The following is a 24,471-nucleotide window of genomic DNA, read 5'->3' as shown; positions in this document are numbered from 1 at the left end:
ACATTGCAAAAGACTTTCTCATCATCCCGAAAAGCCTGCAAATACGGGCCTTGCCTACATCAGGCAGCACAAACATGCTCGCAGTCAACGGTGAAATAAGGTCTAATAGCGCCAGCCCTTATTTTAACGATTTAAACATGCCCGGTATTCTTTATCTCGTACCCAACACCCTCGGCCCTGTCGACGCCGCGGACGGTGATGTACTTGCCACAATCCTGCCAGCCGAAGTACAGGCGCTTGCCGCGCGTCTCGACTATTTTGTCGCAGAAAACGCCAAGACCACACGCGCCTTCCTGAAACTGATCAACGCCAACTATCCGCTGGCAAAACCCTTGCAAGAAATCAAGATCGCCGAACTCAACGTCAACACCGAAGCGGCAGCCTTGCCGGCCTTGCTCGCGCCGCTACTGGCGGGACAAGATGCGGGATTGATTTCGGAAGCCGGCGTACCGGCAGTGGCAGATCCCGGCGCCAATCTGGTTCGCCTGGCGCATCAGCACGGTATCCAGGTTCGTCCGCTGGTTGGCCCTTCGTCCTTGCTGCTGGCAGTCATGAGCAGCGGTTTGAACGGCCAGAGCTTTGCTTTCAATGGCTATCTGCCGACCGACGCCGCACAACGCGCCAAACGCATCAAACAATTGGAAGATCGCTCCCGTCAGGAAAAGCAAACTCAGTTACTGATCGAAACGCCCTATCGCAACGGCGCCATGCTGGAAGCATTGGCAACGGCATGCAATGGCACGACGCTCATCAGCGTAGCGACTGATCTGACGCTGGCGAGCGAAGCGATCAAGACGCAGACCGCGACTAAATGGAAGAATGACATTGCTGCCGGCAAGACACCGGACTTTCACAAAAAACCTACTGTGTTTTTGCTGCTGGCCGATTAAGCGCCGCTGACACAAGGTCGCCGTATTGCGACCTCAGCTCAAAATCACTACTGCGGCCAACGCTGGCGGTGATCCAGTCAGCGATGCGCGTCACTACATCCTGCTCGATGCCGTTATAGCCGTGGTAAGCCCTGGCTTCGCAGGGGTCGCCCTGACTCGTTCCTCCGCGCACGCTGATCAACTCCTTTTGCGAGACCGCACTAAGCGCATCCATCAGCCGCGGGATGTCGCTGAACGCACACAGCTTGCACCCATCCTGTTCGTGATGAACCACCAGCACGGGAATACGCAACCCTTGTAGTTGCATGTCGGGTACGGCGCGACCACCTTTGTTCTCGCGCAGAATGGTGGACGTCAGCACCAGCCCGTCCGGCCCGCCTTCCGTGTGATCCAGTTGCGTCGCGATGAAGGCCGCCGATTGCGTCCCCCGGCTGGTGCCGATCAGCCATACGGAAATCGCTGGCTGCGCCACCTGTTGCTGACGCAGCCACGCCATGACGGCTTTCATGTCTTCCACATGCTGAGAAGTCTGGCGAAAGCCACCGAGAAACGGAAAAGACTGCCGATCTGACGGCGCATCCACAACGGCAACCGCAAACCCTCGCTCGACAAACAGCTGACGCGAACGCACGAGGAAGTTGCCGCCACCACCCTTGAACGCGCCCTCTGTGGAAATCTGCAAACCGCCCTGCCCGCCGGCAAACAAAATCACTGTCGCGACCGGATGCTGTGGAACCAGGTAGAGGAAACGCTGCGTCACACCGGGACGCGTCGGCACATCAACGACCTGCTGGGTAAATTGCACAGCCGTATTCGTTTGAGACCACGCCGTTGCAATGGTGAGCGATGCAAGTAACCAACCAAGGGTCAGCGCACGAAAGATACGCGTGACGGTGGAGATAGGATTTCCCGGATGTCTGAGTGTATGCATCGCCACCTCTCCTACTCAATTGTCTCCAGCGATAAAAAAGGCGACGAAGCCGCCGCCTTATTTCTTTTTTTATCGACGATCTGACTACCGCAACTGAATCGCGCCGCCCGACAGCATCGACTTGGCAACACCACTGCCAACCGCTACGCCGAACTTCTTCAGCACGCGCTCAGGCAAACCTTCGGTCTGGGTGTAATCGACCAGATCTTCCGCCTTGATCACATCACGCGCCACGCTGTCGACAGTGCCGTAACCATCGGCCAGACCCATCTCAACCGCTTTGGAACCGATCCAGAACAGGCCGGAGAAAGTTTCCGGCGTTTCTTTCAAACGCTGGCCGCGGCCTTTGCGTACAGCATCGATAAATTGCTGATGAATGTCGCTCAGCATTTGCTGGGCGTATTCCTTTTGCTTGGCGTTTTGCGGGCTGAACGGATCCATGAAGCCTTTGTTCTCACCGGCAGTGAGCAGACGGCGCTCAACGCCGACCTTGTCCATCAGACCGGTGAAGCCAAAACCATCCATCAGCACACCGATGGAACCGACGATGCTGGCCTTGTTGACGTAAATCTTGTCAGCCGCCGCAGCGATGTAATAGCCGCCGGATGCACACATTTCTTCCACCACGACATACAACGGCTTCTTCGGATATTCCTTGCGCAGACGCACGATCTCATCGTTGATCATGCCGGCTTGCACCGGGCTACCGCCGGGGCTGTTGATCTTGAGGATGACCCCCATCGAATCATCGGCGGCGAATGCCTTATCCAGCGCCGGGATAACGGCTGCGGCCGAGCCACGGCCTTCGGCTTCGATAGTGCCGTTGATTTCAACCAGAGCGGTATGCGTGCCGACCGGCTCCGCGTCCGACTTGGTGTAATTGAATGCCGACCAGATCACGAAAACGAATACAGCCAGCCCGGCAATCTTGAAGAAAATACTCCAGCGGCGGCGCGCACGTTGTTCCTTGACGGCGAACAGGGCCAGCTTTTCGAGCACGTCGCGCTCCCAGCCGCCCTTCTTTTCTTCACCTGACGCTGAGGTGCCGGTAGTTGGTGGCACTGGGGGCGCTGATGGCGGAGATTGTGGTGATTGCGGCGGTTGTGCCTGAGGATTTTCGAATTCGTTATTGCTCATATCGTCACTCTGATAAGCAGCTCGAAGAAGGCCGATATGCCGCCTTCGACTGCCTTGGTTCCCGCATGGCTCATGCCAGCGCGGGCCTTACATAATCATCGGGCGTCCAGAAAATGCCGCCGTCTTTCTCGAATACCATGATCTTGCGCAAGCGCGCGCCGGTGCATGGACCGCCTTCGCATTTGCCGCTATCCGGCGCATAGACTGCACCATGCGTTGCGCACATGAGATAGAGGCCGCTGGACTCGAAAAATTCACCCTCGGCCCAGTCAAGCTCGATCGGCACGTGCGCACAACGGTTCAGATAGCCGTACACCGTGCCGCCGTATCGCACCACGAAGCCGGTCGCATCGTCACCATGCACCGACACCGCAAAGCGCTTACCCTTGCCGCCTTCTTCGATGTCAGCCGAGTCACATACTGGAATCGCTACTTCATCCATTGCAGGTTTCCCCTGATATTGCTATGCGCTGCTATGCGTTTTCATTCAGCCACTGATGCAGAACCTTGATCGAACCAGCGCTATAGAGCGGGTTCAATGCCTGCAACTGCTCGACCGGATGCGCGCCGAATTCTACCGCAACACCGGCTGCGCCTGCATTAATGGCCATCTGCAAGTCGTGGGTGGTGTCGCCGATCATCAGCGTGCGGCCCATCTCCTGCCCCAGCTCACGTGTGAGCTCCTGCAGCATGGCAGGATGCGGCTTGGAAAAAGTTTCGTCGGCGCAACGTGTCGCATCGAACACCGACAACAGCTTGGTGGTATTGAGGGCACGATTCAGGCCGACGCGGCTCTTGCCTGTGGCGACCGCCAGAAAATAGCCTTGCTGCCCGAGGTCGTCCAGCATCTCCTTGACGCCGTCAAACAGGGTCAGATCCTTGTCCTGCCCAAGATAGTGATGCCGATAACGCTCGACGATGCGCGGGTAGTACTTGGGATCGACATCGGGGATCGCCGCCTGCATCGCATCCTGCAAACCCAGGCCGATCACATAGGAAGCAGCACTCTTGTCGGGAATCGGCAATCCCAGGTCGCGGGCCGCAGCCTGAATGCACCTGACAATAGTCGACGTGCTGTCCATCAGCGTGCCGTCCCAGTCGAATACGATTAAATCAAATTGCTTTCTTGCCATGTTTCACTTTTCAACATAATCAAAATGGGTGTAGCGGCCGGCTCACGACATTCGCAATCAGGCGTTCTCCGTCCCGGCATCGCTTGCATCCAGGCTTTTCAGGAAGCGTTGGCACTCCGGCGGCAAACCTGCCTTGAGCGTCACCGTCTTGCCGCTGTCCGGATGCGTAAAGCTGATCTGGTGCGCATGCAAAAACATGCGCTTGAAAGCGACGCGCTCGCCGTTCGCCTTCTGCAATGCCTTATTCAGCGTGAAATCGCCATATTTGTCGTCGCCGACAATGGCAAATCCGCTGGCAGACAAATGCACGCGTATTTGGTGTGTCCGACCGGTTTTCAGTTCCGCTTCGAGCAAGGCAAATTCACTGTAACGGCGAATCAGCGAAAACACCGTATGCGAAGCCTGACCGTCATCCTGCACGCGCACGCGGCGTTCGCCGTCTGCGGTGCTGTATTTGTGCAGCGGCAACTTAATGTGCTGGCGCGCGTTTTTCCAGTCGCCATGGACGAGCGTCAGATAGCGCTTGTCGGTCAGACCATCGCGAATCTGCTCATGCAGGTTGGTCAGCGCCGAACGTTTCTTCGCCAGCAACAAAATCCCCGACGTATCGCGGTCAAGCCGATGCACCAGTTCAAGAAATTTGGCATCCGGGCGCGAAGCGCGAAGTTGCTCGATGACACCATAACTGACCCCCGAACCGCCATGCACGGCGACGCCTGCAGGCTTGTCGATGATCAACAGATGATTATCTTCCAGCAATATCTTGAACTCTGCGCCAGGAGCAACGGCAGCAGATGCCTTTTCGGCAATACGGATGGGCGGCACGCGCAGGATGTCCCCGTCTTGCAGACGATAAGTCTGGTCGATACGGCCCTTGTTGACACGTACTTCGCCGGAACGCAGGACACGGTAAATATGGCTTTTGGGCACGCCCTTGCAGACGCGCAAGAGGAAATTGTCGATGCGTTGACCGGCTTCCTCTTCCGATATCGTGAGCAGCTGGACTTGCGGCGAAGCAGGTGCAGATTGGGTCGACGCGGGTGATTCAGGCTTTTCAGGCGTCTTCCCAGAAAATCTCGCTAAGTCCTTCATTTTGAATATATAATCGCTCGACGCTGGTCAGAAAACCGGTGTCAGTGTAAGAATAAAAAAGACCATTCTACACAGAGGCGTCTTCATCAGCCTCGCTAATTTGCAAATTTGATGGGGGGAACCACGAAAAATCGCAGCATGCGGCGACAGGGTCCTGTCGGCAAGCCTCGTACACCCTACGAAGACATTGCGGACGCGACATTTCTCCGCGCGGATTGGACGGTTCCTCAAAAACGTGTACGCATCATCCCTGCGCGAGTCCAGTTTGCACCGCAGTTGCAATCGGATAACGCACTTGGATGTTGAATAGATGTGCTTGGATTATCAGGATAAAGTCTGGCAAGACCTTCAGTTGAAAAACGAAGTGCTTGCCGGTTGATGCAGTTGAACCCGATTCGCCGATTTGCCAACTTTTAGAAAAATGCTTCGTTTGGCTCTTAATGACAACTTACCGTCCACAGCGACCGTGACCGCCTCATGCGGAACGGCAAGCGTGGATACGGAGTTGCTCGGCTTCCCGGTTCACCGCATCCGCGCCCCGTTGTGCTTGAGTGCCGCCGCCATCAAGGCGCACTTCACACACTAAGGCAATTCCCTCCCCCAATCACTTCGTTCTCGCGTACATCCTTGTACTTATGGCGTACTTTTAAAAAGCGCCATTACGGCCTCAGTGCCACGGAGTGAAACATGAAACGTATGTTGTTCAACGCTACGCAGCAGGAAGAATTGCGCGTAGCCATCGTTGACGGTCAAAAACTGATCGACATCGATATTGAAGCCACCGGACGCGAACAGCGTAAATCCAATATTTACAAAGGCGTCATCACCCGCATCGAACCTTCTTTGGAAGCCTGCTTCGTCAATTACGGCGAAGAACGCCACGGCTTTTTGCCGTTCAAGGAAGTTGCCCGTACCTATTTCAAGGAAGGCATCGATGTCCGCAACGCTTCCATCAAGGAAGCCCTGCGCGAAGGCCAGGAAATCATCGTCCAGGTCGAGAAGGAAGAACGCGGCAACAAGGGCGCAGCCCTGACCTCGTTCATCTCCCTGGCAGGCCGCTACCTGGTTCTGATGCCGAACAACCCGCGCGGCGGCGGCGTATCTCGTCGTGTCGAAGGTGAAGACCGCCAGGAACTGCGCGAAACCATGGACAAACTGGATCTGCCAAACGGCATGTCCGTCATCGCCCGCACTGCAGGCATCGGCCGCAACGTCGACGAACTGCAATGGGACTTGAACTACCTGATGCAACTCTGGCGCGCCATCGAAGGTGCCGGCCAGACCGGTTCCGGCGCATTCCTGATTTATCAGGAATCCTCGCTGGTGATCCGCGCGATCCGCGACTATTTCCAGCCTGATATCGGTGAAATCCTGATCGACACCGACGACATTCACGACCAGGCCCAGCAGTTCATGGCCCACGTGATGCCGGACATGGTTCACCGCGTCAAGCGCTACAACGACGATGTGCCGCTGTTCTCGCGCTTCCAGATCGAACACCAGATCGAAACCGCCTACTCGCGCACCGTACCGTTGCCATCGGGCGGCGCCATCGTGATCGATCACACCGAAGCCCTGGTGTCAGTCGACGTCAACTCGGCGCGCGCCACCCGCGGCTCCGACATCGAAACCACCGCCTTCTACACCAACCTTGAAGCCGCCGACGAAGTGGCCCGCCAGTTGCGCTTGCGCGATCTGGGCGGCCTGATCGTCATCGACTTCATCGACATGGAAAACGCCAAGAACCAGCGTGAAGTCGAATCCCGCCTGAAAGACGCTCTGCACCACGACCGTGCTCGCGTCCAGATGGGCAAGATCTCGCGCTTCGGCCTGATGGAATTGTCGCGCCAACGCCTGCGTCCGTCGCTGTCCGAAGGCAGCCACGTGACTTGCCCGCGTTGCAACGGCACCGGTCACATCCGCGATACCGAATCGTCCGCATTGCAAGTCCTGCGCATCATCCAGGAAGAAGCAATGAAGGAAAACTCTGCCGCCATCCACGTGCAGGCACCGGTCGACGTCGCCGCTTTCCTGTTGAACGAAAAGCGCGGCGAAATCCTGAAGATCGAAACACGCCACCGCGTAACGGTCATCATGATCCCGAACAAGCACTTGGAAACGCCGCACTACAAGCTCGAGCGCATCAAGCACGACGATCCGCGCCTGGACGACGCGCAAGCCAGCTACGCCATGGCCGAACAAGCAGAAACCGACATCGGTTACAGCAAGCGCCAGAAGGAAGACCTCAAGCCACGCCAGGAAGCCGTCGTCAAGGGCATCACCCCTGACCAACCTGCTCCTATCGTCGAACGCAAGGTTGCTGCACCGGTTGAAACAGTGCCAACACTGGCCCCGGAATCGGGCTTCTTCAGCAAAATCTGGAGCTTCTTCCGCGCCAAGCCGGCAGAAGCAACTCCTGTTGCCGCTCCAGCCGAAACCAAAACGCCACAAAAACGCGAACACGCTGACCGTAACGGCCGCAACCGCAATGGTCGCAACCGTAACGGCCGCAACCGCAACGAGCGCGAAGAACGTGACGGCGCTGCGCCAGAGAAAAATGCCCGCGAAGAATCCGGCAAGCAGGACGCCGAAGCCAAACCGGCACGTCAGCCACGCCCACCGCGTGAGCCGAAGGAAGCGCGCGAGCCACGTGAAGGTGCAGAAGGCCGCAACGACCGCGAAAATCGTGAGCCGCGTGAACCACGCGAACCGCGCCAGCCACGCGAAGGTCGCGAAAACCGCGAACCGCGCGAAGGTAGCGAAGCCCGTGAGCCACGCGAACCGCGTCAGCCACGCCAACCACGTCCTCCACGCGAAGAGCGCAAGGATCTGCCAAAAGCCGACGAGGCATTGCCATTGGAAGCCGCACTGGCAACCGGTGTTGCCGCCGTAGCAGTCGAAGGCGCTGAAGCCGCTCAAGTCGTCGGTAATCAAGTCGAAGGCACGACCGAAGAAGGCGAACCACGTCGTCGTCGCCGTCGCGGTGGCCGTAACCGTAATCGTCGTGATCGCGAACCAGGTGATAACGTCGGCGGTGAAAACGGTGAAGGCGAACTGGTGGATGGCGAAGAGTCGGCACCCGTTGCAGCATCCGTTGCGCCACAAGCAGCCCCCGCTGACGACGCAGCAGAACGCCCTTGGTACGAGAAAGCACCTGTAGCACCGACAACACCAGCAGTGGTGAACACGGTTGCTGAAGTGGCCGCTCCCGCCGCCGTGCCCGTTGCGACAGCACCTGCAGTCGAAGCTGTACCAGCACCGACACCTGCACCTGTTCAAGAACCAGTTGTGATCGCTGCGGAAGCGCCTGTTGCTCCTGCACCAGTCGTTGCTGCTCCGGTCGTCGCTGAACCTGCTGTTGAAGCTGCACCAGCACCAGTTGCACCTGCCCCGGCTCCTGCCGTTGCAGAAGCACCTGCAGCAGCAACAACGCCGGCAGCACCGCAACAAATCAGCCTGTTACCTGACGCTGCTGCTCCGGCAGCCGTCGAACCAGCACCGGTTGTCGCAGCCGCTCCTGCGCCAGTTACTGCTGCGGCGCCTGCCCAGGCACCGGTTCAGGCAACTGCACCAGCCGCCAACGGCAAGCAGCAATGGAATGACCTGCACGACATGCTGTCGTCGGCCGGTCTGACCCTGGCAAGCACCGATCCGGAAAAGCTGCGCGCCGCCCAGGCTGCTGCTGCTCAGATCGCACCGCCGGTACACGTACCGCGCGAACGCAAGCCATTGCCGCCACAATCGACAGAGCCACTGGTTCAGGTCGAAACCCGTCGTTGATGCATCTGCGTCGGCATGCACTGATGCCGACGTTGCAGCGCAGTGAAAAAAGGGAGCGAAAGCTCCCTTTTTTCTTGCCTGCTGTTTTAGTAATAAAACAAAGAAAAGTAAGCAAAAAAGTACTTGGACGAAGAATCAGCGCAGTCGGTCTTTTTTGCCAAAAAGAAACTAAACTCCAGTCGCGTTATACGCTGTGCCTTGTTGTGGATATGGGTTCTGTACACTGTCTAATTTCCCGCCTCGTGCTATCGTAGCGAGTATGAATAAGCGCATCATCCCCATCTTTGACGAACGCCCTGTCGGCGGCATAGCAGCCGTTCCCGCGCTGTTGGAAGCACCGACCGGCTTTCTTACCGATGCCTTGATGCGTCCGCTGCACGACCTGCGCATTTCGGTTACTGACCGCTGCAATTTCCGCTGTGTCTATTGCATGCCCAAAGAAGTATTCGACAAGGACTACAGCTTCTTGCCGCATTCCTCTTTGCTGTCTTTTGAAGAAATCACCCGCCTGGCCACGTTGTTCGTCGCCCACGGCGTCGAAAAGATCCGTCTGACCGGCGGCGAGCCGCTGCTGCGCAAGCATCTGGAACGCCTGATCGCCATGCTGCACGCGATCAAAACCCCCGATGGCCGCGAACTCGACCTGACCCTGACCACCAACGGCACCCTGCTGGCGCAAAAGGCTCAGGCATTGAAAGACGCCGGCCTCAAGCGCGTCACCGTCTCGCTGGATGCATTGGACGACGCCAACTTCAAGCGCATGAACGACGTTGACGTCTCGGTCTCGCAAATCCTGCATGGCCTGGAAGTGGCGCACAAAGTCGGTCTGGGCCCGATCAAGATCAATATGGTGGTCAAAAAAGGCGTCAACGATCACGAAATCCTGCCAATGGCGCGGCATTTCAAGAACACGCCGTTTGTCCTGCGCTTCATCGAATACATGGATGTCGGCAGTTCCAACGGCTGGCGCATGGATGAAGTCGTGCCTTCCAGCGAAGTCATTGCACGTATCAACGCCGAGATGCCGCTGGAAGCAATCGACGCCAACTATGCCGGCGAAACCGCACAACGTTGGCGCTATAAAGATGGCAGCGGTGAAGTTGGTGTGATCTCTAGCGTAACCCAAGCGTTCTGCCACGATTGCAGTCGCGCCCGCCTTTCCACCGAAGGAAAAATTTACACCTGCCTGTTCGCCAGTGAAGGCCATGATCTGCGCGGCTTGCTGCGCGGCGAACGCAGCGATGCCGAGATCTCCTCCGCCATCGCCAGCCTGTGGCGTCAACGCGGCGATCGCTATTCCGAACTGCGCAGCGAAAACAAGGACACATCCACAACATCGATGCCGCAAGTCCGCAAGGTGGAAATGTCGTATATCGGCGGGTGATGGCCGTGTCCATCGCGCCCCAACAGATTACAGGACTGATTCTTGCCGGCGGACGCGGCAGCCGCATGGGGCATGTCGACAAAGGTCTGCAGGCTTTTCGCGGTAAACCGCTGGCGGCACATGCGCTGGAACGTCTTTCGCCGCAAGTTCATTGCCTCGCCATCAATGCTAATCGTCATGAGAACGACTATGCAGCGCTTGGAGCCGAGTTTCATGCACTGGTATGGCCTGATCTGCTGTCGGACTTTCCCGGCCCCTTGGCGGGGCTGCACAGCGGTCTGACGCATTGTTCTACCGATTACCTGGCTGCCGTACCGTGCGACTCGCCTTTACTGCCCGCTGATCTGGTGGCCAGACTCGCTGAGCGAATGGAACAAAACAACGCCGATGCGGCGCTTGCCGTCACCGGTCATTACGGCCAACAGCAACGTCATCCGGTGTTCTGTCTGCTGAAAAAAACGCTGCTGCCTTTGCTGACGCAATTTTTGCAAGACGACGGCCGCAAGATGGAACGCTGGTTTGCCGGCATCCGTACTGCCGAAGTTCATTTTGATGACGAAACTGCCTTCAGCAACGTCAACACCTTGCAAGAGCTCCACGCCTTGGAATCGACCGGCAAAATCGAAAAACTGGAATCAGAATAAATGACTCAAGCCTCCCTGTCCGAGATCGTCAGCTGCGTTTCGGGTTACGACCCCAACGCCATGACCGTGCCGCAGGCACAGAAGATCATCCATGACTTCGTGCAGCCAATCGAATCGGTTGAACAAGTCGCCATCCGCAGCGCCCTTGATCGCACGCTGGCGACCGACATCGTCTCGACCATTGATGTCCCGGCCAATGACAATTCCGCTATGGATGGCTATGCCCTGCGCGGTGATGACCTGGCCGAGGGCAAGACATTGACCCTGCGCATTGTTGCCAGCGTCCATGCCGGGCAACGCTTTGACGGCGCCGTCGCCAGCGGTGAATGCGTGCGCATCATGACTGGGGCGGCCATGCCTGCCGATTGCGATACGGTGATCCCGCAAGAATTTACCGAGAATGCCGACGAGACCTCCGTGACCATTCCTGCCGGTCGCGTACGCCGCGGCGACAACCGGCGTCTACGCGGAGAAGATTTGCGCGACGGCCAGGTCGCTCTGCGTGCCGGCAAAATCCTCCGCCCGGCCGATATCGGTTTGCTGGCCTCTCTGGGCGTAGCCGAAGTCGGCGTCAAACGACGTTTGCGCGTGGCCTTCTTTTCCACCGGTGACGAATTGCGTTCCGTCGGCGAGCCGCTTGAACCGGGTTGCGTCTACGACTCCAACCGCTACACGCTTTACGGCATGCTGACGCGCCTGGGTTGCGACATCATCGACATGGGCGTGGTGAAGGATGATCCGGTTGCGATGGAAGCAGCGTTCCGCAGCGCCTGCGAACATGCCGACGCCGTCATTACTTCCGGCGGCGTCTCGGTCGGTGCCGCCGACTACACCAAACCAACCATGACCAAGCTGGGAGACATGCTGTTCTGGAAGATCGGCATGCGTCCAGGCCGTCCCATGGCCTTCGGCCGCATCGCCTCGCAAGGCCGCGGCGCCTATCTGTTCGGCTTGCCCGGCAATCCGGTAGCGGTCATGGTCAGCTTCTATTTCTTCGTGCGCGATGCCTTGCTGCGCATGTCCGGTGCCAACGCTAGCCCGTTGCCGCGCCTGAAAGTAAAATCTCTCTCCGCCATCCGCAAGAAACCCGGACGCACCGAATACCAGCGCGGCATTCTCGCGGCTGACGACGATGGCGACTGGAAAGTACGGCTGACCGGTGCACAGGGCTCCGGTATATTGCGCTCCATGTCGGACGCCAACTGCATCATCGTGCTGGACGACGCGCAAGGTGAAGTGGCTGCCGGCGACGCGGTGCAAGTCGTGCTGTTCGACGGCTTGACGTAAAGGAACACGGCGATGTCGCTCCCTCTGCGCTTTCGCCAACTGCACGACCATTCGCGTGCCGAACCGACTGTCTCATGGGAGTTGCGCCGCGACAGACTGCAGCGCCTGCGCCATCTGCTGATTCGCCACAAGCACGACATCGCGACCGCCATCAGCCAAGACTTCGGCAATCGTTCTCAGCACGAAACCCAATTCCTGGAAGTCTTCACCAGCCTGCAAGCCATCGATCATGCGCTGGCACACGGCCACATCTGGATGCAGCCGCAATCGCGCCCCACATCCATCTGGTACAAACCCGCACGTAACATCTTGCTGCCGCAACCTCTGGGCGTAGTAGGCATCATCACGCCCTGGAATTACCCGCTGCTGCTGACCATCGGCCCACTCAGCTGTGTGCTCGCGGCCGGCAATCTGGCCATGGTCAAACTCTCGGAACACACGCCGACATTCGGCACGCTGTTCGATCAGTTGATCCGGCAATCTTTTTCGGACGATGAAATTGCCATCGTCAATGGTGATAGCAGCGGTGATCGTAGCGGTGATAGCGGCGGCAATGTCGCACTGGCGCAAGAGTTTTGCGCCCTGCCCTTTGACCATCTGGTCTTCACCGGTTCGACGGCGGTCGGTCGCGAAGTCATGCGCGTCGCCAGTACCAACCTGACACCGGTGACACTGGAACTGGGCGGCAAATCGCCGGCCATCATCGGGCCGTCCGCCGACTTCCGGCATGCCGTGACGCGCATCATCAGTGGCAAGCTGCTCAACGCCGGCCAGACCTGCATTGCCCCGGACTACGTGCTGCTGCCCAAAGGACGCGAGAAGGCCTTTATCGATTGTGCTCGCGATGTGGTTGCACGGTTTTACCCGTCTCTCAATGATGAACGCCTGGCGACTGACGACTACACCAGCATCGTCAATCAGCGCCACTACGAACGCCTGGCCGCGCTGTGCAGCGATGCCCAGCAGCATGGGGCGGTATTGACGCCGCTGAGCCGGCGCGCACCACATGCATCGACGCGCCTGCTGCCGCCGCTTGCCGTGACGCAGGCCCCAGCCGATGCACGCATCATGCAGGAAGAAATCTTTGGCCCGCTGCTGCCTTTAGTCACTTATGAAAAGATCGGCGACGCCATTGCAACCGTCAACGCCGGACCGCGTCCGCTGGCGTTATATGTCTTCGACAACGACTCTCGTATCATCGACCGGGTGCTGCAACAGACAGTCTCCGGCGGTGTCACCATCAACGATACGCTGCTGCATATCGCACAGGAAGACCTGCCCTTCGGCGGCGTCGGCGCATCCGGCATCGGTGCCTATCATGGGGAGGAAGGCTTCCGGCGTTTTTCGCATATGAAGCCGGTATTCAGGCAGAGCCGCATCAATGCAATGCGGCTGTTCAGTCCGCCTTATGGCAAGGCATTTGCGCTGTTGATGAAGTTGTTGATTCGCTGAATCCTTGCAGATATCCCGGCTCTCGCCGGGATGGCAATGTCCGGCCTTAGAGCAATTCGCTCTGACCGTCGCCGTCGATTTCCGGCTCCGCCGTTCCCAGCAGTTTTTGCGCCGTGTCGCTCGGCAGTGCTTCCACCGACTTCAACTTGCGCGTCATTTGACGTGTACGCGTCTCGGCTTGCTCGATGTTTTTGGCGGCGCGTTCCAGCGTGCTCTTGGTTGCAGCCAGCACATCGCCAAACTTGGTGAACTCGGTCTTCACCGCGCCCAGCACTTGCCAGACTTCCGACGAGCGCTTCTCCAGCGCCAGTGTGCGGAAGCCCATTTGCAAGCTGTTCAGCAAAGCGGACAGCGTTGACGGGCCGGCGATGCTGACGCGATGCGTGCGCTGCAAGTCATCCGATAAACCTGGACGACGCATGACTTCGGCATACAGCCCTTCGGTCGGCAGGAACAAAATTGCGAAGTCGGTAGTGAGCGGCGGCGACAGATATTTCTCAGCGATGGTTTTGGCTTCGCCACGCACCGCGCGCTCCAACTCGCGCCCCGCTTGCGCCACGCCTTCCGCATCGGCGCGGTCAGCGGCCTCCGCCAGACGTTCGTATTGCTCTTTCGGGAACTTGGCATCAATCGGCATCCAGACCGGCGTGCCGCCATCGTCGTTGCCGGGCAGCTTGATCGCGAATTCAACCCGCTCGCCGGTGTTGGGTACGGTCTCGACGTTCTTGGCGTACTGGTCGGGAGTGAGCATTTGTTCCAGCAACATTTCCAACTGAACCTCACCCCAAGTGCCGCGCGTCTTGACGTTGGTGAGTACGCGCTTCAGATCGCCCACGCCGATGGCCAGTTGCTGCATCTCGCCCAGACCCTGATGTACCTTGTCGAGACGGTCGGACACCAGCTTGAAGGATTCGCCCAGACGCTGCTCTAATGTCGCGTGCAATTTTTCGTCAACGGTTTTACGCATTTCTTCAAGGCGATTGCCGTTGTCGAGCTGCAGATCTTTGATCTTGGCTTCCAGCGTGGCGCGCACTTCTGCCATGCGCTGCGCATTTGACTCCGTCAGTGTGGACAGCGTCTGATTGAGCGTGTCGCCAAAGCGCTTGAGCGAAGCGGCCTGTTCTTCACGACTGGCTTGCGCCTGCAAGTTCATGGTCTGGCGCATGCCGTCGAGTTGCTGGGCGTTGGTCTCGTTGAGTTTGACCAATTGCTGCGCAAAGCTATCGATCTGGTTGTTCTGCAAGGTGGCTACGCTGGTCATCTGCGCCGCCAGCGTCTGTTGCAGCTGGCCGAAATTACTGCCGAGTTCCTGGCGCGTATTCTGTGCATTGCTCTGCATCTGCTCGCGCAATTCGCGTTCGCTGCGTTCGGCCAAGTCTTGCTGGTGACGTTGCAGTTCGCTCTTCACCTGCTGCAAAGGCGTGGCGATATCAACACTACCGCGGCCACGCATCAGGATCAGCACTTGCAGCACAATGCCGACAGCAATGAGGACAATAAGGATCAGTTCAGTTTGTGTCATGTCGTCGTGTTATTGATTCATTCAGGCTTGTTGCGCATCCAGTCCGCCGTCTGGAAAAAAGATTCCATCAGCCGGGTGCGCAGTGTTTCGTCGAGGCCGGTGTCTTCCATTGCCCAGGCCATGCAGCGCAGCCATTGATCGCGCTCGGAAATACCGATTGAGAACGGCAGATGGCGCGCCCGCAGAAAAGGATGGCCGAAACGTTCGATATACAGATTGGGGCCACCGCTCCAGCCGGACAAAAACCAGTAGGTTTTGTCGCGCGATCCGTCCAGCGAGGGTGGGTGCAGCGCGCGGATGCCGGCGAACTCCGGCTCAAGGTCCATCAGATCGTAAAAGCGATCCACCATTTCGCGCAGCTTATCCGCGCCGCCGATCATGTCATAGACAGTCGGTTGATTTGGGTCTTCGATTTGCATAGACCGAGATGATAGCGCAGCTGCCGTCCGGCCGCCCGTTCAGCCCGGTCTTTGCGAGAAGATATTTATGCTTCGCGCAGCGTCTGAAGCGGCGGTCTTGCCAGAACGCTACGCAATCCGGCCCAGCCGCCAAACACGGCGCAGGCCATCCCGATCGCGCCACCCGCCACCCACAGCCAGGGGCTGAAACTCCATTCGAAGTCGAATACGTAATGCGCCAGCGCCCAGCCGATGCCAGCGGCCCCACTGGACGCCAGCAAACCGGCCACGCTACCGATCAGCATGACCTCGATACGCTGCGCCCTCGCCAACTCCTTGCGCGTTGCGCCCAGGGCTCGCAGCAAGCCCGCCTCACGCACCCGCTCGTCCTGCGTACCGACCAGTGCGGCATACAAAACCAGTACCCCGGCAGTCAGTGTGAACAAGAACAGGAATTCCACTGCGGCAATCACCTGATCGACGATGTCCTGAATCTGCTTGAGTACGCTACCGATGTCGACCACTGTCAAATTGGGATAGTCGCGCGTAAGCACGTTGCCGAGGCCAGCCTTGGCGTCCGGCAGATGGAACGCGGTGATCCAGGTCTGCGGCATGTCTTTCATCGCCGCCGGATTGATGATCACGAAGAAGTTGACGCGCAGCGAGCCCCACTCCAACTTGCGAATACTGGTGATAGGCACGGTCGCCAACTGGCCTGCGATATCGAACTGCAACTGATCACCCAGCTTCAGCTTGAGTGTCTTGGCCAGACCTTCTTCCACCGAGGCTTCCGGCTTGCTGTCGTCGTACCATTTGCCGCCGACAATCGTGTTTTGCGCCGGTAGGTCACGCATGGTGGACAGATTGAATTCGCGATCCACCAAGCGCTTGGCGCGGTCTTCCTGATAGGTGTCATTGGTCACCGACTTGCCGTTGATCTGCACCAGGCGGCCGCGAATCATCGGATACAGCTGCACCTTCTGCAATCCTTCTTGCACCAGCTTTTGCTGGACGACATCTTTCTGGTCGGGCTGGATGTTGATCACAAAGCGATTCGGCGCATCGGCCGGTGTTGACTGACGCCATGCACCGATCAGATCACCGCGAATCACCGTGAGCAGCAGCAGTGCCATCAAACCCAATCCCAATGCGACGATCTGCATGGTGGTCGCGCCAGGACGGCGCTGCAGGCCATCAATCGCAAAACGCCAGCTCTGGTTGTCGAACAAGCCGCGCAGCGATTGCACGCTCTTGAGGCAAGCCCACGCGATCAACGCGAACAAGGCAAAGCCGCCGAGAAAACCTGCCGCCGTCATGGCGCCCAGCTTGACGTCGCCCGCCTGCCAGAGCAACAAGCCGGTGAAGACGACCACGCCCAGAATATAGGTTGCGATGCTCATGGCTTTGGGTGCTGACGATTCGCGACGGATGACACGGTTGTGCGGCACGTTGCGTAGTTGCAGAAGCGGCGGCAAGGCAAAGCCCACGAGCAACAGCAGGCCAATTGCAATCCCCTGCACTGCCGGCCACCAGCTGGCGGGCGGCAAAGCCGTCGGCATGAAACGCCCCAGCCATTCCAGCAAGACGAAATGTGCGGCGAAACCGAGCAATACGCCCAGCGCGCTGCCGACCAGACCAACTAGGATGAATTCCTGCAAGTACATCAGCGTGACCTGATTTTGCGTCATGCCGAAACAACGCAACATGGCGCAAGCATCCAGATGACGCAACATGAAGCGGCGTGCCGCCATCGCCACAGCAACGGCAGCCAACAGTGCCGAAAGCAAACCGACCAGCGAGAGAAACTGCTCGGCGCGATCCAGTGTGGCCCGCATTTCAGGGCGGCCGGATTCCAGCGATTCGATACGCACGCCTTTGATGTTGCCGTCGTCGATGGTCTTCTGCAGCCATTGCTGATACGACTGCACCGACGCCGGCGCGCCAGACAACAGCAGACGATAGGTCACGCGCGATCCGTATTGCACCAGGCCAGTCGCCGCGAGATCCGGCATCGACAGCATCACGCGCGGTGCGAAGTTGACGAAAGCGCTACCGCGGTCAGGTTCAACCGCAATAGCAGCCGCAATGCGAAATGATTTGTCGCCCAACTTGAGCGTATCGCCGACCTTGACTTGCAAGGCCGAGAGAATATTCGGATCGACCCAGACGCTGCCCGCCGGCGGCACGCCATCGGCGACACGGTCAGCACCACCAGACGTGTCGGCCAACTTGAGTTGTCCACGCAAGGGGTAGGCATCCGATACGGCTTTGATTGACGAGAGGATGGAGCGCGCGGCATCGCCTTCGCCCGTAATTGCCATGCTGGGAAAAACGACGGTCTGGGCCATCTGCAGATTGAACTGCGTAGCCTTGTCCTGCCATTCCGGACGCAAGGGTTGATCGGCCCCGACCAGCAAGTCAGCGCCCAGCAGTTGATGCGCATCCCGGACCAGACCTGCACGCATGCGATCAACAAAAAAACCGACTGAGGACAAAGCCGCGACGGCGACAATCAATGCAATCAAGAGGAAACGCAACTCGCCTGCGCGCCAGTCACGGCGGGTCATACGCAACGATAAAGAGAACATGCTGATCCTGGCTGGGCGAAAATGAAGACGAAAAAAACGAAAATGGAAAATCAAGCAACAGGACGGAAAACTGCGAACAGGATAGCGCATACCGTTACACGGCGACGCTCACCTATCGTAACCACAGTGCGACACCACCCAGCACCAGCAGAACGCAGACGGCATAGAACATCTTCATCCGTGTGCGCAAGTTGTCCAGCGCCGCAACCAGCCGCGCGTTTTGCTCAGCAAGCGTATTGATCAAAGCAGAGACTTCCAACTGCTCGGACTCCAGCTGTTCTACGCGCTGTGTCAGATGGGCGAGACTGCCGACCTCCACATGCTCAGGATCATCCGAGCTGACGGCTTTGGCCTTCGACCTCTTGGTGCGCGACCACAAATCCTTCGCGCCTTGGACTACCGTCGGTGTCGCCTGCACGACGTCCGACCACGGTATCAATTTAAGCGCTGCGATCCAGTTAATAGGCATTCCTCTACTCCATCTTTGATTGAACTCAATACTATGCGGACATTCTAAGAACCTGCTGCGCCGTGCAGGTGAACAGATCATCTGTACGCCCGCACCTGCTTGCACATACTTGCACCACGCATACTTTTACATGCTGCGGTTCACGGATCACTTGCCAATGTCGCCCACCGGGTAGACACTCATCACCAGTCAAAGTTGAGGAAAGAAATGAAATTATCTTTATGGCGCATTGCCGCCCTGCTCTCCCTGTCGACACTCAGCCTCGCCGCCCACGCACTCGATTGCGACAAGGCCACCACGCAAGCCGATATGGATGAATGCGGGTCACAAGCGCTCAACAGAGCCGATGCAGAGCTTAACCAGACTTACATCGATTACCGTAATCGCCTCAACAAGGCCCAGCAAAACCAGATCCGTGACGTGCAGTTGGCGTGGATCAAGTATCGCGATCTTTCTTGCAAGTATGCCAGTTCCAGCACCGGCGGCTCCGCGCATGGTATGGCGCTGCAGTCCTGCCTGACCCAGAAGACTCAGGAACGCACCAAGGAACTCAAGGCGCTGGCGTCCTGCCCGGAAGGCGATATCACCTGCCCACGCTAGCTCCAGACGGGATGGCGCAGGATGGTGCTGTCAACGCAGGCGGTTTGGCAAACGTTCATTGGCAGGCAATACATTTCATGCTGTAATGCCTCGAAGCGCAGAACACGGTATCAGAATCGCACCAACCACGTTATCCCTTATTGGAGAAACCCATGAAAAAGCTGCTCGCCGCCATCGCCTCCGTCACCATCATCGCTCCCGTCTTCCTGTTCAGCCCCGTTGCCATGGCGCAGACGGCGCAACAGAGCAAAATGACCACCTGTAACAAGGACGCCACCGGCAAAAAAGGCGACGAACGCAAAGCCTTCATGAAAGATTGCTTGTCCAACAAGCCTGCCGCACCCGCTGCGCCAATGACGCAACAAGACAAGATGAAGAGCTGCAACAAGGATGCTACCGGCAAGAAGGGCGATGATCGCAAAGCCTTCATGAAAGAATGCCTGAAGAAAGACAAGTAATACCTCAGTACGTATTACAGCAGAACCAGCGCCCGCCAGTCGGATGCGCAGCAAAAAGCCCGTATCAGACTCTGTCTCATACGGGCTTTTTATGCGGCGGCACTTCCCGCAGCCGTCAATGTGTCAAGACTGGCTGCGCTTGAAGAAGAACAGGCCTGCGCCCACCAGCATCAATACGCCGCCGAAAAAGCGGTTCTGCACCTTGACCGCCTTCGCATCACGGAAGAAGCGTTGCATGCGACTGGCTGCAAACGCATAGCCATGCATCACCACCAGATCCACGGCTACCATGGTGATCGCCATCAGCAGCAATTGCAGCCACAGCGGCTGATCATGATTGATGAACTGCGGCAGGACCGCGACCATGAAGACAATTCCCTTGGGATTGGTAGCATTGGTCAGAAAACCGGTCATGGCGCGTTGCCACCAGGCGGTAGCCACCACTGGACGAACCGCTTTATGTTCATCGATATGCACTGGTGCGCGCCATTGCGACCAGCCGAGATAGATCAGGTAAGCAGCACCCAGAATCTTGATGGTATTGAAGGCAGCCTCCGAGGCCACTAGCAGCGAGCCAACACCGGCGCCGGCGATGACCAAGATCAGGACAAGCGCAATTTCCAGGCCGAGAATCGTGGCGCTGGTCCTGCGCACGCCATAGTTCAAACCATGACTCATTGACAAGACTGCACCCGACCCGGGAGAGATAGCAATCAGGCAAGCCGCCAGAAAAAATGCAAACCACGTTTGAAAAGCCATGCCCTACTTTCAGCAAATAATCAGACCAGCATTATAAGGACTGCCGAAACGATTTGCTGAACAGATGCTGCATCATCTGAACTCCGCCGCCAGATTGCCATCAGATGGATATCGTTGTTCCGTTTAAAAATAAATCAGAATGAATTAACAAGGAGTACGACATGAACATCCATCTTTCCTTTGGTCCTCTGGTGGCGCTGATTGCCGGTATTTTGATTTTGGTAATGCCGCGCCTGCTCAACTTCATCATTGCCATCTATCTGATCGTGATCGGCCTGGTCGGTTTATTTGGCTCGCACGGCTGGCCATTTTCTTAGGCATCAGAATCGCTGCGCGCCTGACTTTGCAGGTGCGCAGAATGTAAAAAAACGTCAGCAACAGATGCTTACAAATATGACATCTTTTGAAACACTTTGACGTCGTCGCTTCGGTGGCAGGTTCGTTAATGGAAGTAAGGCGCAACAAACAAGCTGATCAAGCAAACGCCGAGACTGAAAAACTTCTCTTTAAGGAAACTGCCATGAACTCGAAATCCATCATCGTTGCTGCTCTGTTCTCCGCTCTGACACTGCCAGTGTTCGCCCAAACCGGCGCACCTGCTGCTCCAGCCGCTGCTCCTGCTGCGACCACACCTGCGGCTGCAACAACAGCGCCGAAGGCAACTGCAAAGCACACCAAGGCAAAGCACACTGCGAAGAAGGCCAAGGCCGCTGAAACGACCGCAGCCAAGCCTGCGACAACGTCGGCAACCGAAGCAGCTCCAGCCAAGACCAAGTAAGAGCAAGTCGCGCAAGCAGTCTCAACCAAACACGCATGAGCTGAAATAACAGCTTGAGCCAAGAAACTTATTAAAGGAAAACCACCATGAAATCGACATCCATCATCGTTGCAACTCTGCTCTCCGCTTTGGCTCTGCCAGTGTTTGCCCAAACCGGTACACCTGCCGCTCCAGCGAAGCCGGCAGCTGCGACCGCCGCGCCGAAGGCTGAAACCGCTGTCAAGCACAAGAAGGTCAAGCACGTCGCGAAGAAGGAAAAGGCTGCAGAAGCACCCGCCGCCAAACCGGCAACTGACGCTGCACCTGCCAAGGCAAAGTAAGCTTGGGCAGACATCACCATGGCATGCATGCCGTGAAATAAAAGCTCAGGGAGTAAAAACAAAACGGCTTGCCACTCAACATGGCAAGCCGTTTTGTTGTCTGCAGTTGATTGTTTGCGTTGGTTTTAACAGTGCGCTTCGATGTGGCGATGTCAGCTCAGGTCCGCCTGCCATCGCAAGGCGATGCGCGTATCCCGATCGCTCTCTTCCGCTATCGTTTCGCGCTGTGCATGGCAATCCATGCCAATGCCAGCCGCATACAAGATCTGTTCACCGGCAAACACCATCGGCAAATACGATCGCTCCCATGCTGGAATATCCATCGCCTGATAGTGATACTTGACGCTCTTGGTCGGACGATTCCACGCCAGCTTGACGCGTTCGCCACCGCTGCGCAAACGCACTGACAGTTGCTGCCCACGTAGCCACGCCGCGTTGAATCCCACATCGGCGACATCGAAAAACAGGCTTCCGGCAAATTGCGGGAAATGCAGTTTCAACTCGCCGCGCCAGACGAACTCCATGGGCTCGGTATGCTCGTCGAAAGCGGGACGTCTTGGCGTTAAAAAGACGCGATCGCGATAACGCCGAATATGGCAATCCGGATGGGTGACACAAAGTTGCGCGTCGGATTTTGCTTCCAACAATTGCGTGCGTAACTCCAGCAACCATGCTGACGACGGCATACGCAAATTACGCAATGCAAACCAATGCCGCAAAAGGTTATCGATGCGATCGATGTCCAACGCACGCAGCGCGAGCACGCTCAGATATTCGCCATCCAGACACGCCGCAAGATCTTGCTGTGCCAGCGTCACCAGCAAACGTTGCGCCGACTGGGCGTGACTGGCCGAGCGCGTAAAACGCTCCTGAAAACCGGGAAACAGCTCAGCCAACGCCGGCATGATCCGGTGCCGCAGAGCGTTACGGACATAACGCGTATCGTTGTTGGACTCATCATCGACGAATGACAGCGTGTGCGCCGTGGCATATTGCTCCAAGGTCGCACGCGATGCGCTCAGGAGCGGTCGCGCCAGCAGCAGCTGATCGTTACCGAGCAAGTTGGCAGCAGCATTGGCCTGATCCATGCCGGACATGCCCGCTACGCCGGAACCGCGCAACAGCTGCAGCAAGATCGTTTCCGCCTGATCGTCCTGATGATGCGCAGTCAATAGCAAGGTGACGCCATGCACGCGGCATAGCTCACCAAGCGCATGATAGCGGCCGATGCGCGCAGCTTCTTCCACGCCACTTTTGTCGAGATCCTTGAGGGCGATATTGCGCGTGTCGAAAACAGCGCCGAGGCGTTCGCTCTCCTGTCGGCAATGCATTTGCCAGCTATCGGCGTTGTCGCTGATTCCGTGATGAATATGAAAAGCAAACAAGCGTATGCCATGCTCATGCGCAAATGTGGCCGCGAGATGCAGGAGCACGGACGAATCCAGTCCGCCGCTATACGCGATGGCGATGGCAGGAAAGGCGACGGAGAACGCCTCATCACCGCCGTGGCTGGACACCAACGCCTGCAATGCTTGCGTCAATTCTTGCTGGAGGGTGCGTTGGGCGCCGGAGGTGGCAGACATGGTGGACTTCCCTGCAAACTGAACTCAACACCGAATGCAGCGTGGTGACATACAGCAAACGGATTGAATTACGTGCTTAAAAACTGCAATGGCGGCACAAACCAGAGTTTGTGCCGCCATGCGGATTGTTGCCGTACTTACTGCGTTCTGTGCCGCCGCACTTATCGACCCGGACAATGCCAGCCCCACTTGCTGCGTTGGCTTACAGGCATTTACAGACCTTACTCCTGCGGGTTCAATTCCTTGAACTTGCCGTAGCTCATGAGCTTTTCATGACGGGCAGCCATCAGTTCCTTGGTCTTGACGCCTTGGAATTGACGCAGCGTATCGGCCAGCGCGCGCTTGAGCAACGACGCCATTTGCTTCGGATCGCGATGCGCACCACCGAGTGGTTCGTTGACGATCTTGTCAATCAGGCCCATGGCCTTCAGGCGATGCGCGGTCAGACCCAGCGCTTCGGCCGCGTCGGAAGCACGGTCGGCAGTCTTCCACAGAATCGATGCGCAGCCTTCCGGCGAGATCACCGAGTACGTTGCATATTGCAGCATCAGAACCGAGTCACCGACGGCAATCGCCAGTGCGCCGCCGGAGCCGCCTTCACCGATGATGGTGGCAATCAGCGGCACCTTCAGCTCAGCCATGACGTAGAGATTGTGACCGATCGCTTCGGATTGGCCGCGCTCTTCCGCATCGATGCCCGGAAATGCACCCGGCGTGTCGACGAAGGTAAAGATCGGCAGGTTGAATTTTTCGGCGACTTTCATCAGGCGCATGGCCTTGCGATAGCCTTCCGGTTTCGGCATGCCGAAATTGCGCATGGCGCGTTCTTTGGTATCGCGCCCCTTTTGGTGACCGATCACCATGCAAGCCTGGCCGTTAAAGCGTGCCAGACCACCAACGATCGACAAGTCGTCGGCATAAGTACGATCGCCGTGCAACTCGTGGAAGTCGGTAAAGATTTCATTCACATAGTCCATGGTGTAAGGACGTTGCGGATGACGCGCGATTTGCGACACTTGCCACGGGGTCAGCTTGGCGTAGATATCTTTGGTCAGTTGCTGGCTCTTCTTGACCAGGCGCTCGATCTCTTCCGAGATATCGACTGCCGAGTCGTCTTGCACAAAGCGCAACTCCTCGATTTTGGCGTCCAGCTCGGCGATTGCCTGCTCGAAGCCCAGAAATGTCGTTGTCGACTTGCTCATCGTATTCCTTTACGCATTTTCATGAACAGGCGGGAGTATAACAGCCCTCGCCACCTTACTCGCG

General features: G+C 57.6%; 23 protein-coding genes. 11 read left to right on the top strand and 12 right to left on the bottom strand.

The window, feature by feature from the left end:
• The first annotated feature begins 137 nt into the window (after positions 1 to 137).
• Positions 138 to 890 carry an SAM-dependent methyltransferase gene (locus PQR63_RS04450; RefSeq protein WP_408165972.1) on the top strand — a complete coding sequence of 251 codons (753 nt, stop codon included), beginning with the start codon at positions 138 to 140 and terminating at the stop codon, positions 888 to 890.
• On the opposite strand, the gene PQR63_RS04445 is transcribed toward PQR63_RS04450, so the two are convergent.
• The 5 genes from PQR63_RS04445 to PQR63_RS04425 all read right to left on the bottom strand — a co-directional run bounded on the left by PQR63_RS04445 (position 862) and on the right by PQR63_RS04425 (position 5,183).
• Positions 862 to 1,821, bottom strand: coding sequence for an alpha/beta hydrolase (locus tag PQR63_RS04445; RefSeq protein WP_408165970.1), 960 nt, complete (start codon positions 1,819 to 1,821; stop codon positions 862 to 864). The two genes, PQR63_RS04450 and PQR63_RS04445, sit on opposite strands and share 29 nt — an antisense overlap.
• An 84-nt stretch (positions 1,822 to 1,905) precedes the next feature.
• A complete protein-coding gene (locus tag PQR63_RS04440) occupies positions 1,906 to 2,958 on the bottom strand; it encodes a S49 family peptidase (protein WP_408165968.1) in 1,053 nt (350 codons plus the stop codon).
• 70 nt (positions 2,959 to 3,028) lie between these two features.
• Complete coding sequence (locus PQR63_RS04435) at positions 3,029 to 3,400, bottom strand: Rieske (2Fe-2S) protein (RefSeq protein ID WP_408165966.1); 372 nt, start codon at positions 3,398 to 3,400, stop codon at positions 3,029 to 3,031.
• A gap of 31 nt (positions 3,401 to 3,431) precedes the next feature.
• Complete coding sequence (locus tag PQR63_RS04430; RefSeq protein ID WP_408165964.1) at positions 3,432 to 4,091, bottom strand: HAD-IA family hydrolase; 660 nt, start codon at positions 4,089 to 4,091, stop codon at positions 3,432 to 3,434.
• Between the two features lie 57 nt (positions 4,092 to 4,148).
• Complete coding sequence (locus tag PQR63_RS04425; RefSeq protein WP_408165962.1) at positions 4,149 to 5,183, bottom strand: RluA family pseudouridine synthase; 1,035 nt, start codon at positions 5,181 to 5,183, stop codon at positions 4,149 to 4,151.
• 687 nt (positions 5,184 to 5,870) lie between these two features.
• Here PQR63_RS04425 and PQR63_RS04420 point away from each other — a divergent pair.
• From PQR63_RS04420 to PQR63_RS04400, 5 genes are all read left to right on the top strand, one after another.
• Positions 5,871 to 8,963, top strand: coding sequence for an Rne/Rng family ribonuclease (locus tag PQR63_RS04420; RefSeq protein WP_408165960.1), 3,093 nt, complete (start codon positions 5,871 to 5,873; stop codon positions 8,961 to 8,963).
• A gap of 259 nt (positions 8,964 to 9,222) precedes the next feature.
• The gene (gene moaA / locus PQR63_RS04415; protein WP_408165958.1) at positions 9,223 to 10,347 is read left to right on the top strand and encodes a GTP 3',8-cyclase MoaA; all 1,125 of its coding nucleotides are present in this window, start codon (positions 9,223 to 9,225) and stop codon (positions 10,345 to 10,347) included.
• Entirely contained in the window at positions 10,347 to 10,991 is a 645-nt protein-coding gene (gene mobA, locus PQR63_RS04410; protein WP_408165956.1) for a molybdenum cofactor guanylyltransferase MobA, read from the top strand. The genes moaA and mobA overlap by 1 nt, the downstream gene beginning before the upstream one ends.
• Complete coding sequence (gene moeA, locus PQR63_RS04405; RefSeq protein WP_408165954.1) at positions 10,992 to 12,278, top strand: molybdopterin molybdotransferase MoeA; 1,287 nt, start codon at positions 10,992 to 10,994, stop codon at positions 12,276 to 12,278.
• 12 nt (positions 12,279 to 12,290) lie between these two features.
• The gene (locus tag PQR63_RS04400) at positions 12,291 to 13,730 is read left to right on the top strand and encodes a coniferyl aldehyde dehydrogenase (protein ID WP_408165952.1); all 1,440 of its coding nucleotides are present in this window, start codon (positions 12,291 to 12,293) and stop codon (positions 13,728 to 13,730) included.
• Between the two features lie 46 nt (positions 13,731 to 13,776).
• Here the strand turns inward: PQR63_RS04400 and PQR63_RS04395 are convergent, their stop codons facing one another.
• The 4 genes from PQR63_RS04395 to PQR63_RS04380 all read right to left on the bottom strand — a co-directional run bounded on the left by PQR63_RS04395 (position 13,777) and on the right by PQR63_RS04380 (position 18,707).
• A complete protein-coding gene (locus PQR63_RS04395) occupies positions 13,777 to 15,252 on the bottom strand; it encodes a DNA recombination protein RmuC (RefSeq protein ID WP_408165950.1) in 1,476 nt (491 codons plus the stop codon).
• A gap of 17 nt (positions 15,253 to 15,269) precedes the next feature.
• Entirely contained in the window at positions 15,270 to 15,671 is a 402-nt protein-coding gene (locus PQR63_RS04390; RefSeq protein WP_408165948.1) for a group II truncated hemoglobin, read from the bottom strand.
• A gap of 65 nt (positions 15,672 to 15,736) precedes the next feature.
• The gene (locus PQR63_RS04385; protein WP_408165946.1) at positions 15,737 to 18,238 is read right to left on the bottom strand and encodes an ABC transporter permease; all 2,502 of its coding nucleotides are present in this window, start codon (positions 18,236 to 18,238) and stop codon (positions 15,737 to 15,739) included.
• Positions 18,239 to 18,350: 112 nt separating this feature from the next.
• Positions 18,351 to 18,707 carry a hypothetical protein gene (locus PQR63_RS04380; protein ID WP_408165945.1) on the bottom strand — a complete coding sequence of 119 codons (357 nt, stop codon included), beginning with the start codon at positions 18,705 to 18,707 and terminating at the stop codon, positions 18,351 to 18,353.
• A 207-nt stretch (positions 18,708 to 18,914) separates the two neighbouring features.
• Between PQR63_RS04380 and PQR63_RS04375 the strand changes: the two genes are divergently transcribed.
• Both PQR63_RS04375 and PQR63_RS04370 read left to right on the top strand, forming a co-directional pair.
• On the top strand, positions 18,915 to 19,307 hold the full coding sequence (locus PQR63_RS04375; protein WP_408165943.1) for a lysozyme inhibitor LprI family protein: 393 nt from the start codon (positions 18,915 to 18,917) through the stop codon (positions 19,305 to 19,307).
• Between the two features lie 152 nt (positions 19,308 to 19,459).
• Positions 19,460 to 19,765 carry a PsiF family protein gene (locus PQR63_RS04370; RefSeq protein ID WP_408165941.1) on the top strand — a complete coding sequence of 102 codons (306 nt, stop codon included), beginning with the start codon at positions 19,460 to 19,462 and terminating at the stop codon, positions 19,763 to 19,765.
• Between the two features lie 123 nt (positions 19,766 to 19,888).
• On the opposite strand, the gene PQR63_RS04365 is transcribed toward PQR63_RS04370, so the two are convergent.
• A complete protein-coding gene (locus tag PQR63_RS04365; protein ID WP_408165940.1) occupies positions 19,889 to 20,524 on the bottom strand; it encodes a LysE family transporter in 636 nt (211 codons plus the stop codon).
• A gap of 161 nt (positions 20,525 to 20,685) precedes the next feature.
• Here PQR63_RS04365 and PQR63_RS04360 point away from each other — a divergent pair, with 161 nt between their 5' ends.
• The 3 genes from PQR63_RS04360 to PQR63_RS04350 all read left to right on the top strand — a co-directional run bounded on the left by PQR63_RS04360 (position 20,686) and on the right by PQR63_RS04350 (position 21,622).
• Positions 20,686 to 20,841, top strand: a complete 156-nt coding sequence (locus PQR63_RS04360) for a DUF3096 domain-containing protein (RefSeq protein ID WP_007877342.1) — start codon at positions 20,686 to 20,688, stop codon at positions 20,839 to 20,841.
• A gap of 203 nt (positions 20,842 to 21,044) precedes the next feature.
• Complete coding sequence (locus tag PQR63_RS04355; RefSeq protein WP_408165938.1) at positions 21,045 to 21,302, top strand: hypothetical protein; 258 nt, start codon at positions 21,045 to 21,047, stop codon at positions 21,300 to 21,302.
• Between the two features lie 86 nt (positions 21,303 to 21,388).
• Positions 21,389 to 21,622, top strand: coding sequence for a hypothetical protein (locus tag PQR63_RS04350; RefSeq protein ID WP_408165936.1), 234 nt, complete (start codon positions 21,389 to 21,391; stop codon positions 21,620 to 21,622).
• Positions 21,623 to 21,774: 152 nt separating this feature from the next.
• Here the strand turns inward: PQR63_RS04350 and tilS are convergent, their stop codons facing one another.
• Entirely contained in the window at positions 21,775 to 23,205 is a 1,431-nt protein-coding gene (tilS, locus tag PQR63_RS04345; protein WP_408165934.1) for a tRNA lysidine(34) synthetase TilS, read from the bottom strand.
• Positions 23,206 to 23,426: 221 nt separating this feature from the next.
• Positions 23,427 to 24,407: an acetyl-CoA carboxylase carboxyltransferase subunit alpha gene (locus tag PQR63_RS04340; RefSeq protein ID WP_408165933.1), complete on the bottom strand. Its 981-nt coding sequence runs from the start codon at positions 24,405 to 24,407 to the stop codon at positions 23,427 to 23,429.
• Positions 24,408 to 24,471 lie beyond the last annotated feature (64 nt).

This window comes from Herbaspirillum rhizosphaerae (genome assembly GCF_046025915.1).
GTDB lineage: Bacteria > Pseudomonadota > Gammaproteobacteria > Burkholderiales > Burkholderiaceae_D > Herbaspirillum > Herbaspirillum rhizosphaerae_A.
This window is presented reverse-complemented; position numbering and strand designations above follow the sequence as displayed.